Origin of the sequence: Kitasatospora sp. NPDC059648, assembly GCF_042734825.1 — a bacterium.
Lineage (GTDB): Bacteria > Actinomycetota > Actinomycetes > Streptomycetales > Streptomycetaceae > Kitasatospora.
Genome location: NZ_JBHWDU010000093.1, coordinates 1 through 14,652, shown reverse-complemented (window position 1 = coordinate 14,652; position 14,652 = coordinate 1). Strand labels below are relative to the sequence as shown.

Below are 14,652 nucleotides of genomic sequence, written 5' to 3'. Positions count from 1 at the left end.
GTGGGGACCAGGGTCCCCACGGGCCGTTCAGCGCTGTCCGGACATCCCTCCGGCGGGCAGGTGGCGCCTGGATCAGGCGGCGGTGACACCCTGGAGCGCGAAGGCGCCCTCGATGATGTCCAGACCCTCGGTGAGCAGGTGCTCCGGGATCACCAGCGGCGGCAGGAAGCGCAGCACGTTGCCGTAGGTGCCGGCGGTGAGGACGACCAGGCCCTCGGCGTGGCAGGCCTTGGCCACGGCGGCGGTGAGCTCCGGGTTCGGCTCCTTGGAGCCCGGCTTCACCAGCTCGACGGCGATCATCGCGCCGCGACCGCGGACGTCACCGATCACGTCGAACTTCTCCTGCATCGCCCGCAGGCGGCCCAGCATGACCTCGCCGATCCGCTGCGCCTTGCCGGCGAGGTCCTGCTCCTTCATCGTCTCGATGGCGCCCAGCGCGGCCGCGCAGGCCACCGGGTTGCCGCCGTAGGTGCCGCCCAGGCCACCCGCGTGCGCGGCGTCCATGATCTCGGCGCGACCGGTCACCGCGGCCAGCGGCAGACCGCCGGCGATGCCCTTGGCGGTCGTGATCAGGTCCGGGACGATTCCCTCGTCCTCACAGGCGAACCACTGGCCGGTGCGGCAGAAGCCGGTCTGGATCTCGTCGGCGACGAACACGATGCCGTTCGCCTTCGCGAACTCCACGATGGCCGGCATGAAGCCCTTGGCCGGCTCGATGAAGCCGCCCTCGCCCTGGATCGGCTCGATGATGATCGCGGCGACGTTCTCGGCGCCGATCTGCTTGTTGATGATCTCGATCGCCTGGGCGGCGGCCTCGGCGGCGCAGTTCTCCGCACCCGTCAGCCAGCGGTACGGGTAGGCCACCGGCACCCGGTAGATCTCCGGGGCGAAGGGACCGAAGCCCTGCTTGTACGGCATGTTCTTCGCCGTCAGGCCCATGGTCAGGTTGGTGCGGCCGTGGTAGCCGTGGTCGAACACCACGACGGCGGTGCGCTTGGTGTACGCGCGGGCGATCTTCACCGCGTTCTCGACCGCCTCGGCGCCCGAGTTGAACAGCGCCGTGCGCTTCTCGTGGTCGCCCGGGGTCAGCTCGTTCAGCTGCTCGGCGACGGCGACGTAACCCTCGTACGGGGTCACCATGAAGCAGGTGTGGGTGAAGGCGGCCAGCTGCTCGCTCGCCTTGGCCACCACGGCCTCGGCGCTGTTGCCGACGTTGGTCACGGCGATGCCGGAGCCGAAGTCGATCAGCGAGTTGCCGTCCACGTCCTCCAGCACGCCGCCGTTGGCACGGGTGACGTACACCGGCAGGGTGGTCCCGACGCCGGCCGCCACCGCACCCAGCTTGCGGGCCTGCAGCTCCTGCGACTTCGGACCGGGGATCGCGGTGACCAGACGGCGCTCCTGCGGGAGCGGCGTTACGGCGCTCATGGGGTATCTCCAGACTTCTCGGCTCGGTGCTTCGCAGGCTACGGCCGCCCTCCCCGACCGGGCATGCGCCACTCGGTAGCACTGCGCCGTCCGACTTGTCCGGCACGGCCAGCGCGGCCGACACGACTACCCGCAGGCCACGCTCCACTACCCTGAGCACGGGCGTGTCGCCGGTACGGCGGCATGGGTATGGCGGCACCGACGGCGGTCGGGCCGGGCGGGCGAGGGAGCGGGGCCGTACATGGCACAGGACGGGTCACACCACCACGTCGAACACACCACCACCAGACCCCCGACCCCGGTCCCCCACCAGCGACCCGGCACCCCCGCCTTCGACCTCGCCGCCTGGGCCACCGCCCCGCGCCCCGAAGCCGAACCGGGCGTCTACCGGCTCGGCTACCGCCCCATCGACCCGGAGCGGGCGGAGGCCGCCCGGGTCCCCACCTGGCCGTTGCTGCTGCGGGCGGCGCTCAACGCGGTGGTGGCGTGGCTGGCCTTCGTCTACGGGGTCGAGTTCGCCAAGGACGGGACCACCCTCATCGGTGTCCTCCCCTCCCAGTCGGCCTTCGTCGCCACCTCTGTGGTGCTGACCCTGAACGTCCTGGTGCTGGGCGTGGTCATCAAGGTCTTCGGCCGCATGGGCCGCTGGCCGGAGGTCTGGCGCCGCTACGCGGCCCCGCTGCTGTCGCGGACGGTGACGCACGAGAAGCCCGCCGAGGAGCCCGGCCCGGCGGCGGTGGAGGCGGCCCGCAGGCTGGACCCCTGGGACGGGCTGCGCCGGGGCGGGGCGGTCGAGGCGGCGGCGCGGCTGGACGCGGAGGCGGTCGGCGACGTCGACTACGTGCGGATCCGGCGCGCCTGGGAGTCCGCGCAGGCGGACCCGGTGTTCCTGCCCGCCTTCGCCGAGCAGGTGGCCACCCGCGGCGCGGCGGCCTTCGCCCATCCCTCCGAGGCGCGCGAGCTGCCCGGGCGCGTCCGGCGGCACGATCTGCTGCTGGGCCAGGTCTGCCTCGGGGTCGCGCAGGACGTGCCGAAGAATCCGCTGAGCCATCGGTCCGCCGACTTCGCGCTGGACCCGGGGGTGCTGGGCACCTCGTTGCTGGCGGTGGGCCCCGCCGGTACGGGGAAGACCGCGCGGCTGGCCCGGCCGGTGGCCGAGGCGCTGTGCCTGCAGGCGCTGGCGGGCACCGCGTGCGCGGTGGTGGTCGGGGCGGCGGACGCCGACCTCGGCCCGGACGCCTGGTACGACGTGGTGATCGCTCCCGGTGACCCGGCCTCGCTCTACGGGCTGGACCTCTACGGCGCGGCGCAGGACCCGGACGACGCGGCGGCCCGGCTGGCCGACGCACTGCTGCCGGACGAGCTGACCGCCCGCGCGGAGAACGCCCGGACGGCGCTGCAGCAGGTGGTGGGCCCGTTCCACGCCGCCTTCGGCCGTTACCCGGGGGTGCGCGAGCTGCGGGCGCTGCTGGGCGGTGACCCGGACGCGCTGGCGGCGCTGGTGAAGGCGCTCGGCGTGGCCGGCCGGCTGGCCGCGTACGAGCGGGACCTGGAGTACCGGGAGCGGCAGCGCGACCGGGCGGACGATCCGGGGACGCTGCTGGCCGACCGGCTGGGCCTGCTGGAGCGCCCCGCCTTCGAGGGAGCCTTCGCCACCGACGGCACGGGCCGCCCCCCGTTCGCGATGCGGGTGCTGGACCACCCGCTGCGGGTGCGGGTGAAGTTGCCCGAGCGCAGCCACCCGGAGGCCGCCCGGATGCTGTCCCGGCTGGTGGTGGGGCAGTTCGTGCAGGCGGCCGGGGCCCGTGAGGACCGTTCGCTGTTCGCGGGTCTGGTGGTGGACGACGCCTCGGCGGCGTTGGACGCCACCATCGTCCGCGGTCTGCAGCGGATGCGCGGCGCGAACGCGGGCGCGGTGCTGCTGCTGCGCACCCTGGTGGACCTGCCGGAGGCGCTGCGGGCGCCGCTGTTCGGCGCGGTCGGGTGCCGGATGGCCTTCCCCGGGATCGCGCCCTGGGACGGGCGGCTGTTCTCGGAGGCCTGGGGGACGCACCTGGTGCAGGAGACCGCGGTGACCCACACCCCCGACACCTCCGGTGGGGTGATGCGGCGGGCCGGGCGGATCGGGCGGAAGGCGTTGTCGGGGACGACGGCGCAGACGGAGTCGGTGACGACGCGGGATGTGGAGAGGCTGCGGTGGTCGCCGTCGGATCTGGCGCACGCGCTGCCGGCGGGGCATGCGGTGGTGTCGTTGACGGCGGTGTCGGGAGAGCAGGTGCCGCCGTTGCTGGTCGACCTGCGGGGGTGAACCGGGGCGGGGGAGGGCAGGGGAGGGAAGTCGCCTTCGAGGTGGATTCGGCAGTGCCGGTTGTCCGGGGCGTCCATAATGAAGGGGAGAGACCCTCACTAGTCCCACTGCCCTCTCCTCGCCCGGCCGCAACGGCGCGGTCAGGTCGACCCCCCGAAGGTGCCATGCCCCCCACACTCGCCTCCGTCGTCCGCAACAGTTCGCTCCACCTGACGGTGCTCGCCGGTGCGGACCACCTGGAGCGGCCGGTCCGCTGGGTGCACACCAGCGAGCTGGACGACCCGACGCCCTTCCTGGAGGGTGGCGAGCTGCTGCTCACCACCGGTATCAAGCTGGGCCGCACGGCGGCGCAGTTGCAGGCGTACGTGCACCGGCTGGCCGATGCCGGGGTGGTGGGGCTCGGGCTGGGGGTGGGGCTGTCGCACACCGAGGTGCCGCAGCCGCTGGTGGAGGCGGCGCAGCAGCGGGGGCTGCCGTTGCTGCGGGTGCCGGAGCCGACGCCGTTCATCGCGATCAGCAAGGTGGTGTCGGCGGCGCTGGCCGCGGAGCAGTACGAGGCGGTGACGACCAGCTTCGAGGCGCAGGAGGAGCTGACCCGGGCGGCGCTCGGGAAGGACGGCACGACGGCGGTGGTGCGTCGGCTGGCGGCCCGGCTGGGGGGCTGGGCGGCGCTGTACGACGGGTCGGGCGCGCTGTCGGTGGTGGCGCCGGACTGGGCGGCGCGCCGGGCGGGGCGGCTGGCGGCGGAGGTGGACCGGCTGCGTCGGCGGCCGGCGCCGTCGAGTGCGGCGCTGCAGGGGCGGTCGCCGGGGATAGACACGGCGGACGAGGACTACGTGGTGGTCCAGTCGCTGGGCGCGGACCGGCGGGCCCGGGGTTTCCTGGCGGTGGGGACCGAGGACCGGATCACGCCGACCGAGCGGTACGTGCTGAACGCGGCGGTGGCGCTGCTGACCCTGACCCTGGAGCGTTCGCGGGAGCTGCGGCAGGCCGAGGAGCGGATGGGCGCGGCGCTGCTGCGGATGGTGCTGGCAGGTGAGGTGGCGACGGCCCGGCAGGTGGCGGTGGGGCTGTTCGGCGGGATGCCGGAGGGGACGATACGGGTCCTGGTGGCCGGGGGCGGGCCGAACGCGGACGCCGCGGAGGCGCTGGCGGAGCTGGGGGACCGGGCCGAGCAGGCGGGCTCCCGGGTGGGCGAGAAGCTGCTGGTGGCGCGGGAGGACGGCGCGCACGGCCCGCGGCTGATGGTGCTCGCGCTGGACAACGGCGCGGTGCACCGGGCCTGCCTGGGCACGGTGGAGGAGCACGAGGGCCTGTCGCTGGGCGTCTCGGCGCCGGCCGCGCTGGAGGAGGCCGGTACGGCGCACGCCCAGGCGGAGCGGGCGCTGGCGGTGGCACTGCGCGGTGGCCGCAGGTCGGTGGACCACGAGGAGGTCGGCGCCGGCTCGCTGCTGCCGCTGCTCGGCGAGGACGCGGTGACGGCCTTCGCGGAGGGGCTGCTGCGGCCGCTGCGCGAGCACGACCGGACGGCGCGCGGTGACCTGGTGGCCTCGCTGCGGGCGTGGCTGTCGCGGCACGGGCAGTGGGACGCGGCGGCGGCCGACCTGGGAGTGCACCGGCACACGCTGCGCTACCGGATGCGCCGGGTCGAGGAGCTGCTGGGCCGTTCGCTGGACGACACCGACGTTCGGATGGAGCTGTGGCTGGCGCTGCGCTCCGGCGAGGAATAGAACACGCGCCTGGACGCGGTGGAGTGGCCCCGGAGTCGAACACTCCTGGTCGGCCAATCCGGTCGGCCTGCCCTCGCACCTACCCTCGGTTCGGGTCCCACGCCCGTGGGCCGTACGACGACGAGGAGAGGGCCGGTACCACGGTGACCACCACGTACGATTTCTGGCTCGCCGGCCGCCGGGCGAGCGGTGACGCCGACTTCGAGGTGCACAACAGCTGGGACGGCCGTCTGGTCGGCAAGGTCAGCATTCCGACCGAGGCGCAGGTCGAGGAGGCGCTGGACGCCGCCGTGGCCGCGCTGCCGGTGTTCGCCGCCACCCCGGCGCACCAGCGGGCCGCCGCCCTGGACCACGTGGCCAAGCGGCTGGCCGAGCGCACCGAGGAGCTCGCCCAGCTGATCACGGCCGAGAACGGCAAGCCGATCAAGTGGGCCCGCGGCGAGGTGGGCCGCGCGGTGTCGGTGTTCCGCTGGGCCGCCGAGGAGGCGCGCCGGACCAACGGCGAGACGATGCGGCTGGACACCGACCCGGGCGGCGTGGGCCGTTTCGCGCTGGTGCGCCGCTTCCCGCGCGGCGTGGTGCTGGGGATCGCCCCGTTCAACTTCCCGCTGAACCTGGTCGCCCACAAGGTCGCCCCGGCGATCGCGGTCGGCGCCCCGATCATCCTCAAGCCGGCCCCGGCGACCCCGCTGTCGGCGATGGTGCTGGGCGAGATCCTGGCCGAGACGGATCTGCCGGCCGGTTCCTGGTCGATCCTGACCGTGCCGAACGACCGGATGCCGGCCCTGGTGCAGGACGAGCGCCTGCCGGTGATCTCCTTCACCGGTTCGGACAAGGTCGGCTACCAGATCATGGACTCGGTGCCGCGCAAGCACACCACCCTGGAGCTGGGCGGCAACGCCGCGGCCGTGGTGCTCGCGGACTGGTCCTCGGAGGCCGACCTGGACTGGGCGGCCACCCGGATCGCGATGTTCGCCAACTACCAGGGCGGCCAGTCCTGCATCTCGGTGCAGCGGGTGATCGCCGATGCGTCGGTGTACGACGCGCTGGTGGAGAAGGTCGTGGCCAAGGTCGGCGCGCAGGTCACCGGTGACCCGAACGACGACGCGACGGACGTCGGCCCGCTGGTCGACGAGAACGCCGCGAAGCGGGTGGAGTCCTGGGTGGACGACGCGGTCGCCAAGGGCGCCAAGGTGCTCGTCGGCGGGACCCGCGAGGGTGCGACCTACGCCCCGACCGTGCTGGCCGAGCTGCCCGCGGACGCGATCCTGGCCAAGGCCGAGGTGTTCGGCCCGGTGCTGTCGCTGCACCGGGTGGAGGGCGTGGCGGAGGCCTTCGCGGCCGTCAACGACTCACCGTTCGGCCTGCAGGCGGGCGTGTTCACCCACGACCTGCAGACCGCCTTCCGGGCGCACCGGGAGCTGGAGGTCGGCGGTGTGATCATCGGCGACGCGCCGTCCTACCGGGCCGACCAGATGCCGTACGGCGGCGTCAAGGACTCCGGCGTCGGCCGTGAGGGCGTCAAGTACGCGATGGACGACTACACCGTCGAGAAGGTCATGGTCCTCACCGGCCTCGACCTCTGAGGTGCCGATCTCCGGGGGGCCGACCTCCGGAGGTCCTACTGACGGGGGCCCGGTCCGATGCGGACCGGGCCCCGCGCCGTGCTCAGTCGGCGTGCCCGGCCGCGGCGGCGACCGCCTCGGCGACGCCGGCGTTCCCGGCGACCAGTTCCAGGGTCTGACCGGCGGTGCCGGGCTCGCGCAGCAGGGCGGCCAGGACGGCGGCCACGTCGGCCCGGTCGACCGTGCCGCGGTCGACGGAGGGGGCGAGGCGGACCAGTCCGGTACCGGGGCCGTCGGTGAGCGTGCCGGGGCGCAGCACCGTCCAGTCCAGCGTGGTGCGGGAGCGGACGGCGTCGTCGGCGGCGCCCTTGGCCCGCAGGTAGGTCTCGAAGACCTCGTCGGCGGGGTACCGGGCGGCCGCGTCGGCGCCCATCGAGGAGACCATGAGGTAGCGCCGGACGCCGGCGAGTTCGGCGGCGTCGGCGAGCAGGACGGCCGCGTCGCGGTCGACGGTGTTCTTGCGGGCGGCGCCGCTGCCCGGGCCGGCGCCGGCGGCGAAGACCACCGCGTCGGTGTCGGCGAGCAGGGCGGCGAGCTGCGGGGCGGTGGCCGACTCCAGGTCGAGCACCAGCGGCTCGGCGCCGGCGTCGACGAGGTCCTGGGCCTGTTCGGGGCGGCGGATGATCCCGGCGGGGCGGTCGCCGCGGTCGGCGAGCAGCCGTTCTAGTTTCAGCGCGATCTGTCCGTGGCCCCCGGCGATGACGGTACGCATGGGTCCGACGGTAGCCCGGAGGGTGCGGATCGTCCTGGGGAGTGCCGCGAACAGGACACAATGGGCGCATGACTTCGCTCGCCCACCCGCAGCTGCGTTTCACGCCCACCGTGGCGGACCCCTCCGGCCCCCGGGAGCTGGTGATCCTCGGTTCCACCGGCTCGATCGGCACCCAGGCCATCGACGTCGTGCTCCGCAACCCGGACCGGTTCCGGGTGGTCGCCCTGTCGGCGGCGGGCGGCCGGGTGGAGCTGCTGGCCGAGCAGGCGCTGCGGCTGGGCGTGCACACCGTGGCGGTGGCCGATCCGGCGGCCGAGCCGGCGCTGTGCGAGGCGCTGGCGGCGAAGGCGGCGGGTCGTGCGCTGCCGGCCGTGCTGGCGGGTCCGGACGCGGCGACCGAGCTGGCCGCGACGGAGTGCCACTCGGTGCTGAACGGCATCACCGGTTCGATCGGGCTGCGGCCGACGCTGGCCGCGCTGAGGGCGGGCCGGGTCCTGGTGCTGGCCAACAAGGAGTCGCTGATCGTCGGCGGCCCGCTGGTGAAGGCGCTGGCGAAGCCGGGGCAGATCGTGCCGGTGGACTCGGAGCACACGGCGATCTTCCAGGCGCTGGCCGGCGGCACCCGGGCCGAGGTCCGCAAGCTGGTGGTGACGGCGAGCGGCGGGCCGTTCCGGGGCCGTACCCGTGAGGAGCTGGCCGGGGTGACGGCGGCGGACGCCCTGGCGCACCCGACCTGGGCGATGGGTCCGGTCATCACGATCAATTCGGCGACCCTGGTCAACAAGGGCCTGGAGGTGATCGAGGCGCACCTGCTGTACGACGTGCCGTTCGACCGGATCGAGGTCGTGGTCCATCCGCAGTCGGTGGTGCACTCGATGGTGGAGTTCACCGACGGTTCGACGCTGGCGCAGGCCAGCCCGCCGGACATGCGGATGCCGATCGCGCTGGGCATGGGCTGGCCGGACCGGGTGCCGGACGCAGCCCCCGCCTGTGACTGGACCAAGGCCGCGACCTGGGAGTTCTTCCCGCTGGACAACGATGCCTTCCCGTCCGTCGAGCTGGCCCGTGAGGTGGGCACCCTGGGCGGAACGGCTCCGGCGGTGTTCAATGCCGCGAACGAGGAATGCGTGGAGGCCTTCCTGAAGGGCCGCCTCGCCTTCACCGGAATCGTGGACACTGTTGCGAAGGTCGTGGCCGAGCACGGGACGCCCGCGTCGGGAACTTCCCTGACCGTCGAGGACGTCCTGCACGCGGAGGACTGGGCGCGCGCCCGGGCCCGCGAGCTGGCGGCGGGCTGACGGGCCCCGACTCCGGAAGGCGGCGTCGGGCCGCCGGTACCCCGGTACCGGTGGCACCCGGCGCGGCACGGATCGCAGTACGACGAGACGACGAGCGGAGCGGCATGACGGAGGGCCAGCGGTGGCAACGGTTTTGACGGTGGTCGGCATCCTGGTCTTCGTGGTCGGGCTGCTCGTCTCGATCGCCTGGCACGAGCTCGGCCACCTCTCCACGGCCAAGCTGTTCGGCATCCGGGTGCCGCAGTACATGGTCGGCTTCGGCCCGACCATCTGGTCGCGCCGCAAGGGCGAGACCGAGTACGGCATCAAGGCGATCCCCTTCGGCGGGTACATCCGGATGATCGGGATGTTCCCGCCTGGCGAGGACGGCCGGATCACCAAGCGCAGCAGCTCGCCCTGGCGGACCATGATCGAGGACGCCCGTGAGGCCTCCTACGAGGAGCTCCAGGAGGGCGACGAGGACCGGCTGTTCTACACCCGCAAGCCGTGGAAGCGGGTCATCGTCATGTTCGCCGGGCCGTTCATGAACCTGGTCCTGGCGTTCGGGCTGTTCCTCACGGTCATGATGGGCTTCGGCGTCACCATGGCGGTGCCGACCATCGGCTCGGTCGCCCAGTGCGTCGTCAAGGCCGGCCAGCCCACCGACACCTGTCCGGCCGACGCGCCCAAGACCCCGGCCAACGAGGTGGGCCTGCGCCAGGGCGACAAGGTGCTGTCCTTCGACGGCGACCGGATCCGCGACTACGACCAGCTCCAGGCGGACATCCGCAGGAGCGCCGGCAAGCAGGTGGAGATCGTGGTGGACCGCGGCGGTCAGCGGCTCACCTTCAAGCCCACCATCGCCGTCAACGACGTGCAGAAGTACGACGGCAACGGCGTGCCGGTGAAGGGCCAGACCGTCCAGGCCGGGTTCCTCGGGTTCACCCCCAGCAGCGAAACCGTCCAGCTCGGCTTCGGGCAGTCGATCGACCGGATGTACGACATGGCCGAGAACGGGGTGAAGTCGCTGGCCGCCCTGCCCGGCAAGATCCCCGGCCTGTGGAACGCCGTCGTGGGCAACGCCCCGCGCGACCCGGACTCCCCGATCGGGATGGTCGGCGCCGCCCGGGTCAGCGGCGAGGTCTTCTCGCTCCACGAGTCGGCCGCCCAGCGGGTCGCGATCTTCGTGAACCTGCTGGCCGGGATCAACCTGTCGCTCTTCCTCTTCAACATGCTGCCGCTGCTGCCGCTGGACGGCGGCCACATCGCGGGCGCGGTGTGGGAGTCGGTCCGGCGTCGATTCGCACAGTTGTTCCGGCGGCCCGACCCGGGCCCCTTCGACGTCGCCAAGCTGATGCCGGTGGCATACGTCGTGGCCAGCATCTTCATCGGGTTCACCCTGCTGGTGATGGTGGCCGACCTGGTGAACCCGGTGAAGATCGGTTAGGGCGTTCGGGTACGGCGGGTGTGCTGGGCGCTCGGACCGTGCCGTACCGTTGAGGCCGGGTACGCGATCGTCCGCGTGCCCGGCCTCGGCCGTCCCAGCGGCCGGGCGGTCGACCACACCTCAACCCCGGGGAACCCTGCGCACATGACCGCGATCTCGCTCGGTATTCCGTCCCTGCCGCTCAAGCCGCTCGCCAAGCGCCGCTACTCCCGGCAGATCATGGTCGGCAACGTGCCGGTCGGCGGCGACGCCCCCGTCTCGGTGCAGTCGATGACCACCACGGTCACCTCGGACATCAACGCCACGCTTCAGCAGATCGCCCAGCTCACCGCGTCCGGCTGCCAGATCGTCCGGGTCGCCGTCCCCTCCCAGGACGACGCCGACGCGCTGCCGATCATCGCCAGGAAGTCGCAGATCCCGGTCATCGCCGACATCCACTTCCAGCCGAAGTACGTCTTCGCCGCGATCGACGCCGGCTGTGCGGCGGTGCGCGTCAACCCGGGCAACATCAAGGCCTTCGACGACAAGGTCGGCGAGATCGCCAAGGCCGCCAAGGACGCCGGGGTGCCGATCCGGATCGGCGTCAACGCCGGCTCGCTCGACAAGCGCCTGCTGGAGAAGTACGGCAAGGCCACCCCGGAGGCGCTGGTCGAGTCCGCGCTGTGGGAGTGCTCGCTGTTCGAGGAGCACGACTTCCGCGACATCAAGATCTCGGTCAAGCACAACGACCCGGTCGTGATGATCCAGGCCTACCGCCAGCTCGCCGCCGCCTGCGACTACCCGCTGCACCTGGGCGTCACCGAGGCCGGGCCGGCCTTCCAGGGCACCATCAAGTCCGCGGTCGCCTTCGGCGCGCTGCTCGCCGAGGGCATCGGCGACACCATCCGCGTCTCGCTCTCGGCCCCGCCGGCCGAGGAGATCAAGGTCGGCACCCAGATCCTGGAGTCGCTCGGGCTGCGCCAGCGCGGGCTGGAGATCGTCTCCTGCCCGTCCTGCGGCCGCGCCCAGGTCGACGTCTACAAGCTCGCGGAGGAGGTCACCGCCGGGCTGGAGGGCATGGAGGTGCCGCTGCGGGTCGCCGTCATGGGCTGCGTCGTGAACGGCCCGGGCGAGGCACGCGAGGCCGACCTCGGGGTCGCCTCCGGCAACGGCAAGGGGCAGATCTTCGTCAAGGGCCAGGTGATCAAGACCGTTCCCGAGTCGAAGATCGTCGAGACCCTGATCGAGGAGGCGCTCAAGCTCGCCGAGCAGATGCAGGAGGAGGGCGTCGAGGCCGGTTCGCCGACCGTCGTCGCCGCGGAGTGACCGCGGGGCGGTCCGAGCGCAGTTGCAGCGAAGTCTTCCGGAAGCGGGGCCGTCCGTTCGCGGACGGCCCCGCGGCCGTAGCCGGGTGGGGCCACGGAGTAGGGTGCGGCCAGAGTCGTCTCAGTGAGGTGCTGTCTCGGTGATCGATCGAGGTGTGATGCTCCCCAGCTCCTTCCAGGCCGCCCGGGCGCTGGCAACCACCCGCGTGCTGGAGCCGCCCGACCTCGCGGACGCCCTGGAGATCCTCCACCGCGACCCGGTCGCCAACGCGTTCGTCGCCACCCGGCTTGAGACCGTCGGGCTGGACCCGTGGCGGCTCGGCGGGGAGATGTGGGGCTGGTACGACGGGCACGGCGTGCTCGACGCCCTGTGCTACGCCGGGGCGAACCTCGTCCTGGTCAACGCCGGGCCGCAGGCCGTCGCGGCCTTCGCCGAGCGGGCCCGGCGGCAGGGCCGGCGCTGCTCCTCCATCGTCGGACCGGCCGGCTCGACCTCCGCCTTCTGGGCACTGCTGGAACGCAGTTGGGGGCCCGCGCGTGAAGTCCGCGGCCACCAGCCGCTGTTGGCGACCTCCTCGCCGTCCGCCGAGATCGCGCCCGACCCGCTGGTGCGACGGGTGCGGCGCGATGAGGTGGAGGCGCTGATGCCCGCGTGCGTGGCGATGTTCACCGAGGAGGTGGGGGTGTCCCCGCTGGCCGGTGACGGCGGACTGCTCTACCAGGCCCGGGTGGCCGAACTCGTCACCACCGGACGGTCGTTCGCTCGGTTCACCGAGGACGGCCAGGTGGTGTTCAAGGCCGAGATCGGGGCGGTGACCCAGGGCGCCTGCCAGATCCAGGGGGTCTGGGTGGCACCCGAGTACCGGGGGCGGGGGCTCTCCGAGACCGGGATGGCCGCGGTGCTGGAGGTCGCCCTGCGGGAGGTGGCGCCGGTGGTCTCGCTGTACGTCAACGACTTCAACCTGCGGGCGCGGGCGGCTTATCGGCGGGTGGGGTTCCGGGAGGTCGGGGCGTTCATGAGCGTGCTCTTCTGAGGTCCGGCTCGCTGAGGCGCGGCGGCGGGGGCGCTGTTGTGGCGTGGTTCGCCGGGGTTTCGCCGGTCGTTGGGTTCCGATCTTCGGCCGCGCCACGGGGCGGCTGGTAGTAACGTCCGGAGCATGGATCAGCTGACCGGGGTGACGATCGGGGCCATCGACCTTGCGGCCTGGGCGCCGCAGGCGCTGGAGGTCCAGGCGGTGGCGTTCGGCCTCACCCCCGAGGAGGTCGCGGTACGGCTGCACATCGTCGGACGGCACGCCCTGCAGCCCGGGGTGATCGCGTTCGGGGCGATGAGCGGGGGGCGGCTGGTCGGCTTCGGGTACGGGATGCCGAACCAGCGGGAGCACTGGTGGAGCACGGTCATCGAGCCGTACCTGACCGCCCGGGGCCACGCGGACTGGCTGGACGGCGTGTTCGCGGTCACCGAGTTGCACGTGCTGCCGGAGTTCCAGGGGCAGGGTGTGGGCTCGCGACTGATCCGGCTGCTGTGCGAGGGGTCGGGGCTGGACCGGAGCATCCTGTCGGCGATCGACGCGGAGACTCCGGCCCGGCGGCTCTACCGGTCGCTGGGGTACCAGGACCTGGCGCGGGCGGTGCGGTTTCCGGCGACGGACCGGTTGTACGCGGTGATGGGGGCGCGGCTTCCGCTGCGGGGGCCGGGGGGCGGCGGAGGAGCCGCTTAGGCGTTCCGTTCGGCGGCCGGGGCGTTCGGAGTCAGAGGTTTCCGGCGAATTCGAGGTGGAGCTCGGCGTCCTCGCGGCGGCCCGTGGTCAGGTCGCGCAGGGCGAGGTCGACGGCGCGGAAGAGGGTCCAGCCGCGGAGCCGGTCGCGGTCGACGTCGAGGGCCTCGGCGAGCTGGTGGAGCCGGCGGCGGACGGCGGCGGGGGCGCCGGGGGAGCCGACCACGGTGTCCGCGCGGTCCAGGACGAGCCGGGCCAGGTCGTAGGCGCGCTCGCCGGTCAGCGGACGGGGGTCGATCGCCAGCCAGGGGGCGCGGTCGGCGGCGAGGACGTTGCCGTGGCGGAAGTCGCCGTGCAGCAGGAAGGTCTCGGTGGTGGAGCCGGTCAGGTCCTCGGCGGTGGCCAGGGCCTCGTCGAGCAGGGGTTCGGCGGCGGCCGCGGCGGGGGCTGCACGGTGCTCGGCGAGGCGGGCGGCGGTGTCCGCGACCCGGTCGGCGAGGGTGGGCAGGGCGCTCCCGGCGGGCGGGTCGACCCAGAGGCGGTGCAGCAGGCTGGTGGCCTCCAGCATGGCCTTGGGCTCGGCGAGCGAACGCAGCGGGATCTCGCCGTGCAGGCGCTCCAGCAGGAGGGTGCCCTCGGGGGGGTCGGCGGCCAGGAGGAGCACGGCCCCCCGTCCGGCCCAGTGGGTGAGGGCGGTGTGCTCGTGGGCGGTCTCGGGGGTGACCAGACCGGTCTTGAGGACGGCGGGGGAGAGGTCGTCGCGGTGGACGTAGGCGATGAGGCTGAGGCTGCCGCCCGGGTCCAGGATGCGTTCGAGGGTCAGGTTCCAGCGGGCCAGGTGGGCCGCGGCCCTGGTGGGGAGGGTGGCCAGCCACTGGCGGCCCTCTTCGCCGTGGGCGGCGGTGACGGTGGTCGTCAGCCAGGCGGGGGCGGTGAGGTGGGGGGCGGGTCCTGACATGCCGGCCTTCCGGTTGGTGCGGTGGTGGCTTGTCCATTGTCGGCGATGTGGGGGGCAGGTGGGGGGTTCTGGGGGTGGGGTGGGCTCTCGGGAGGGTGGGTGCCGGGGCGGTTCCGGGGGTGGCCGCTCCGGGGCTGGGTGATAT

The 14,652-nt window shown here is 73.3% G+C and carries 11 protein-coding genes; 8 read left to right on the top strand and 3 right to left on the bottom strand.

Annotated elements, in window-relative coordinates; translation table 11 throughout:
• Nucleotides 1-72 precede the first annotated feature (72 nt).
• Nucleotides 73-1,428: a 4-aminobutyrate--2-oxoglutarate transaminase gene (gene gabT, locus ACFV1W_RS34385; protein WP_380421190.1), complete on the bottom strand. Its 1,356-nt coding sequence runs from the start codon at nucleotides 1,426-1,428 to the stop codon at nucleotides 73-75.
• A 241-nt stretch (nucleotides 1,429-1,669) separates the two neighbouring features.
• Here gabT and ACFV1W_RS34380 point away from each other — a divergent pair, with 241 nt between their 5' ends.
• From ACFV1W_RS34380 to ACFV1W_RS34370, 3 genes are all read left to right on the top strand, one after another.
• Nucleotides 1,670-3,736: an ATP-binding protein gene (locus ACFV1W_RS34380; protein ID WP_380421189.1), complete on the top strand. Its 2,067-nt coding sequence runs from the start codon at nucleotides 1,670-1,672 to the stop codon at nucleotides 3,734-3,736.
• 164 nt (nucleotides 3,737-3,900) lie between these two features.
• A complete protein-coding gene (locus ACFV1W_RS34375) occupies nucleotides 3,901-5,466 on the top strand; it encodes a PucR family transcriptional regulator (protein WP_380421188.1) in 1,566 nt (521 codons plus the stop codon).
• A gap of 143 nt (nucleotides 5,467-5,609) precedes the next feature.
• Nucleotides 5,610-7,052 carry an aldehyde dehydrogenase family protein gene (locus ACFV1W_RS34370; protein WP_380421187.1) on the top strand — a complete coding sequence of 481 codons (1,443 nt, stop codon included), beginning with the start codon at nucleotides 5,610-5,612 and terminating at the stop codon, nucleotides 7,050-7,052.
• Nucleotides 7,053-7,134: 82 nt separating this feature from the next.
• On the opposite strand, the gene ACFV1W_RS34365 is transcribed toward ACFV1W_RS34370, so the two are convergent.
• Nucleotides 7,135-7,803 carry an NAD(P)H-binding protein gene (locus ACFV1W_RS34365; RefSeq protein ID WP_380421186.1) on the bottom strand — a complete coding sequence of 223 codons (669 nt, stop codon included), beginning with the start codon at nucleotides 7,801-7,803 and terminating at the stop codon, nucleotides 7,135-7,137.
• A 68-nt stretch (nucleotides 7,804-7,871) separates the two neighbouring features.
• Between ACFV1W_RS34365 and dxr the strand changes: the two genes are divergently transcribed.
• The 5 genes from dxr to ACFV1W_RS34340 all read left to right on the top strand — a co-directional run bounded on the left by dxr (nucleotide 7,872) and on the right by ACFV1W_RS34340 (nucleotide 13,552).
• Nucleotides 7,872-9,101, top strand: a complete 1,230-nt coding sequence (dxr, locus tag ACFV1W_RS34360) for a 1-deoxy-D-xylulose-5-phosphate reductoisomerase (RefSeq protein ID WP_380421185.1) — start codon at nucleotides 7,872-7,874, stop codon at nucleotides 9,099-9,101.
• 121 nt (nucleotides 9,102-9,222) lie between these two features.
• The gene (locus ACFV1W_RS34355; RefSeq protein WP_380421184.1) at nucleotides 9,223-10,527 is read left to right on the top strand and encodes a M50 family metallopeptidase; all 1,305 of its coding nucleotides are present in this window, start codon (nucleotides 9,223-9,225) and stop codon (nucleotides 10,525-10,527) included.
• Nucleotides 10,528-10,671: 144 nt separating this feature from the next.
• Nucleotides 10,672-11,832: a flavodoxin-dependent (E)-4-hydroxy-3-methylbut-2-enyl-diphosphate synthase gene (gene ispG / locus ACFV1W_RS34350; RefSeq protein WP_380421183.1), complete on the top strand. Its 1,161-nt coding sequence runs from the start codon at nucleotides 10,672-10,674 to the stop codon at nucleotides 11,830-11,832.
• Nucleotides 11,833-11,989: 157 nt separating this feature from the next.
• On the top strand, nucleotides 11,990-12,865 hold the full coding sequence (locus ACFV1W_RS34345) for a GNAT family N-acetyltransferase (protein ID WP_380421204.1): 876 nt from the start codon (nucleotides 11,990-11,992) through the stop codon (nucleotides 12,863-12,865).
• Between the two features lie 123 nt (nucleotides 12,866-12,988).
• Complete coding sequence (locus tag ACFV1W_RS34340) at nucleotides 12,989-13,552, top strand: GNAT family N-acetyltransferase (RefSeq protein WP_380421182.1); 564 nt, start codon at nucleotides 12,989-12,991, stop codon at nucleotides 13,550-13,552.
• A 31-nt stretch (nucleotides 13,553-13,583) separates the two neighbouring features.
• Here ACFV1W_RS34340 and ACFV1W_RS34335 read toward each other — a convergent pair whose 3' ends face one another.
• On the bottom strand, nucleotides 13,584-14,507 hold the full coding sequence (locus tag ACFV1W_RS34335; protein WP_380421181.1) for an aminoglycoside phosphotransferase family protein: 924 nt from the start codon (nucleotides 14,505-14,507) through the stop codon (nucleotides 13,584-13,586).
• Nucleotides 14,508-14,652: the final 145 nt, after the last annotated feature.

Bases quoted from the DNA above. Each gene is read 5' to 3' on its own strand.
- ACFV1W_RS34380 (WP_380421189.1), top strand. From the start codon at position 1,670: ATGGCACAGGACGGGTCACACCACCACGTCGAACACACCACCACCAGA.
- ACFV1W_RS34340 (WP_380421182.1), top strand. From the start codon at position 12,989: ATGGATCAGCTGACCGGGGTGACGATCGGGGCCATCGACCTTGCGGCC.
- ACFV1W_RS34365 (WP_380421186.1), bottom strand. From the start codon at position 7,803: ATGCGTACCGTCATCGCCGGGGGCCACGGACAGATCGCGCTGAAACTA.
- ACFV1W_RS34375 (WP_380421188.1), top strand. From the start codon at position 3,901: ATGCCCCCCACACTCGCCTCCGTCGTCCGCAACAGTTCGCTCCACCTG.
- ispG (WP_380421183.1), top strand. From the start codon at position 10,672: ATGACCGCGATCTCGCTCGGTATTCCGTCCCTGCCGCTCAAGCCGCTC.
- dxr (WP_380421185.1), top strand. From the start codon at position 7,872: ATGACTTCGCTCGCCCACCCGCAGCTGCGTTTCACGCCCACCGTGGCG.
- ACFV1W_RS34335 (WP_380421181.1), bottom strand. From the start codon at position 14,507: ATGTCAGGACCCGCCCCCCACCTCACCGCCCCCGCCTGGCTGACGACC.
- gabT (WP_380421190.1), bottom strand. From the start codon at position 1,428: ATGAGCGCCGTAACGCCGCTCCCGCAGGAGCGCCGTCTGGTCACCGCG.
- ACFV1W_RS34345 (WP_380421204.1), top strand. From the start codon at position 11,990: ATGCTCCCCAGCTCCTTCCAGGCCGCCCGGGCGCTGGCAACCACCCGC.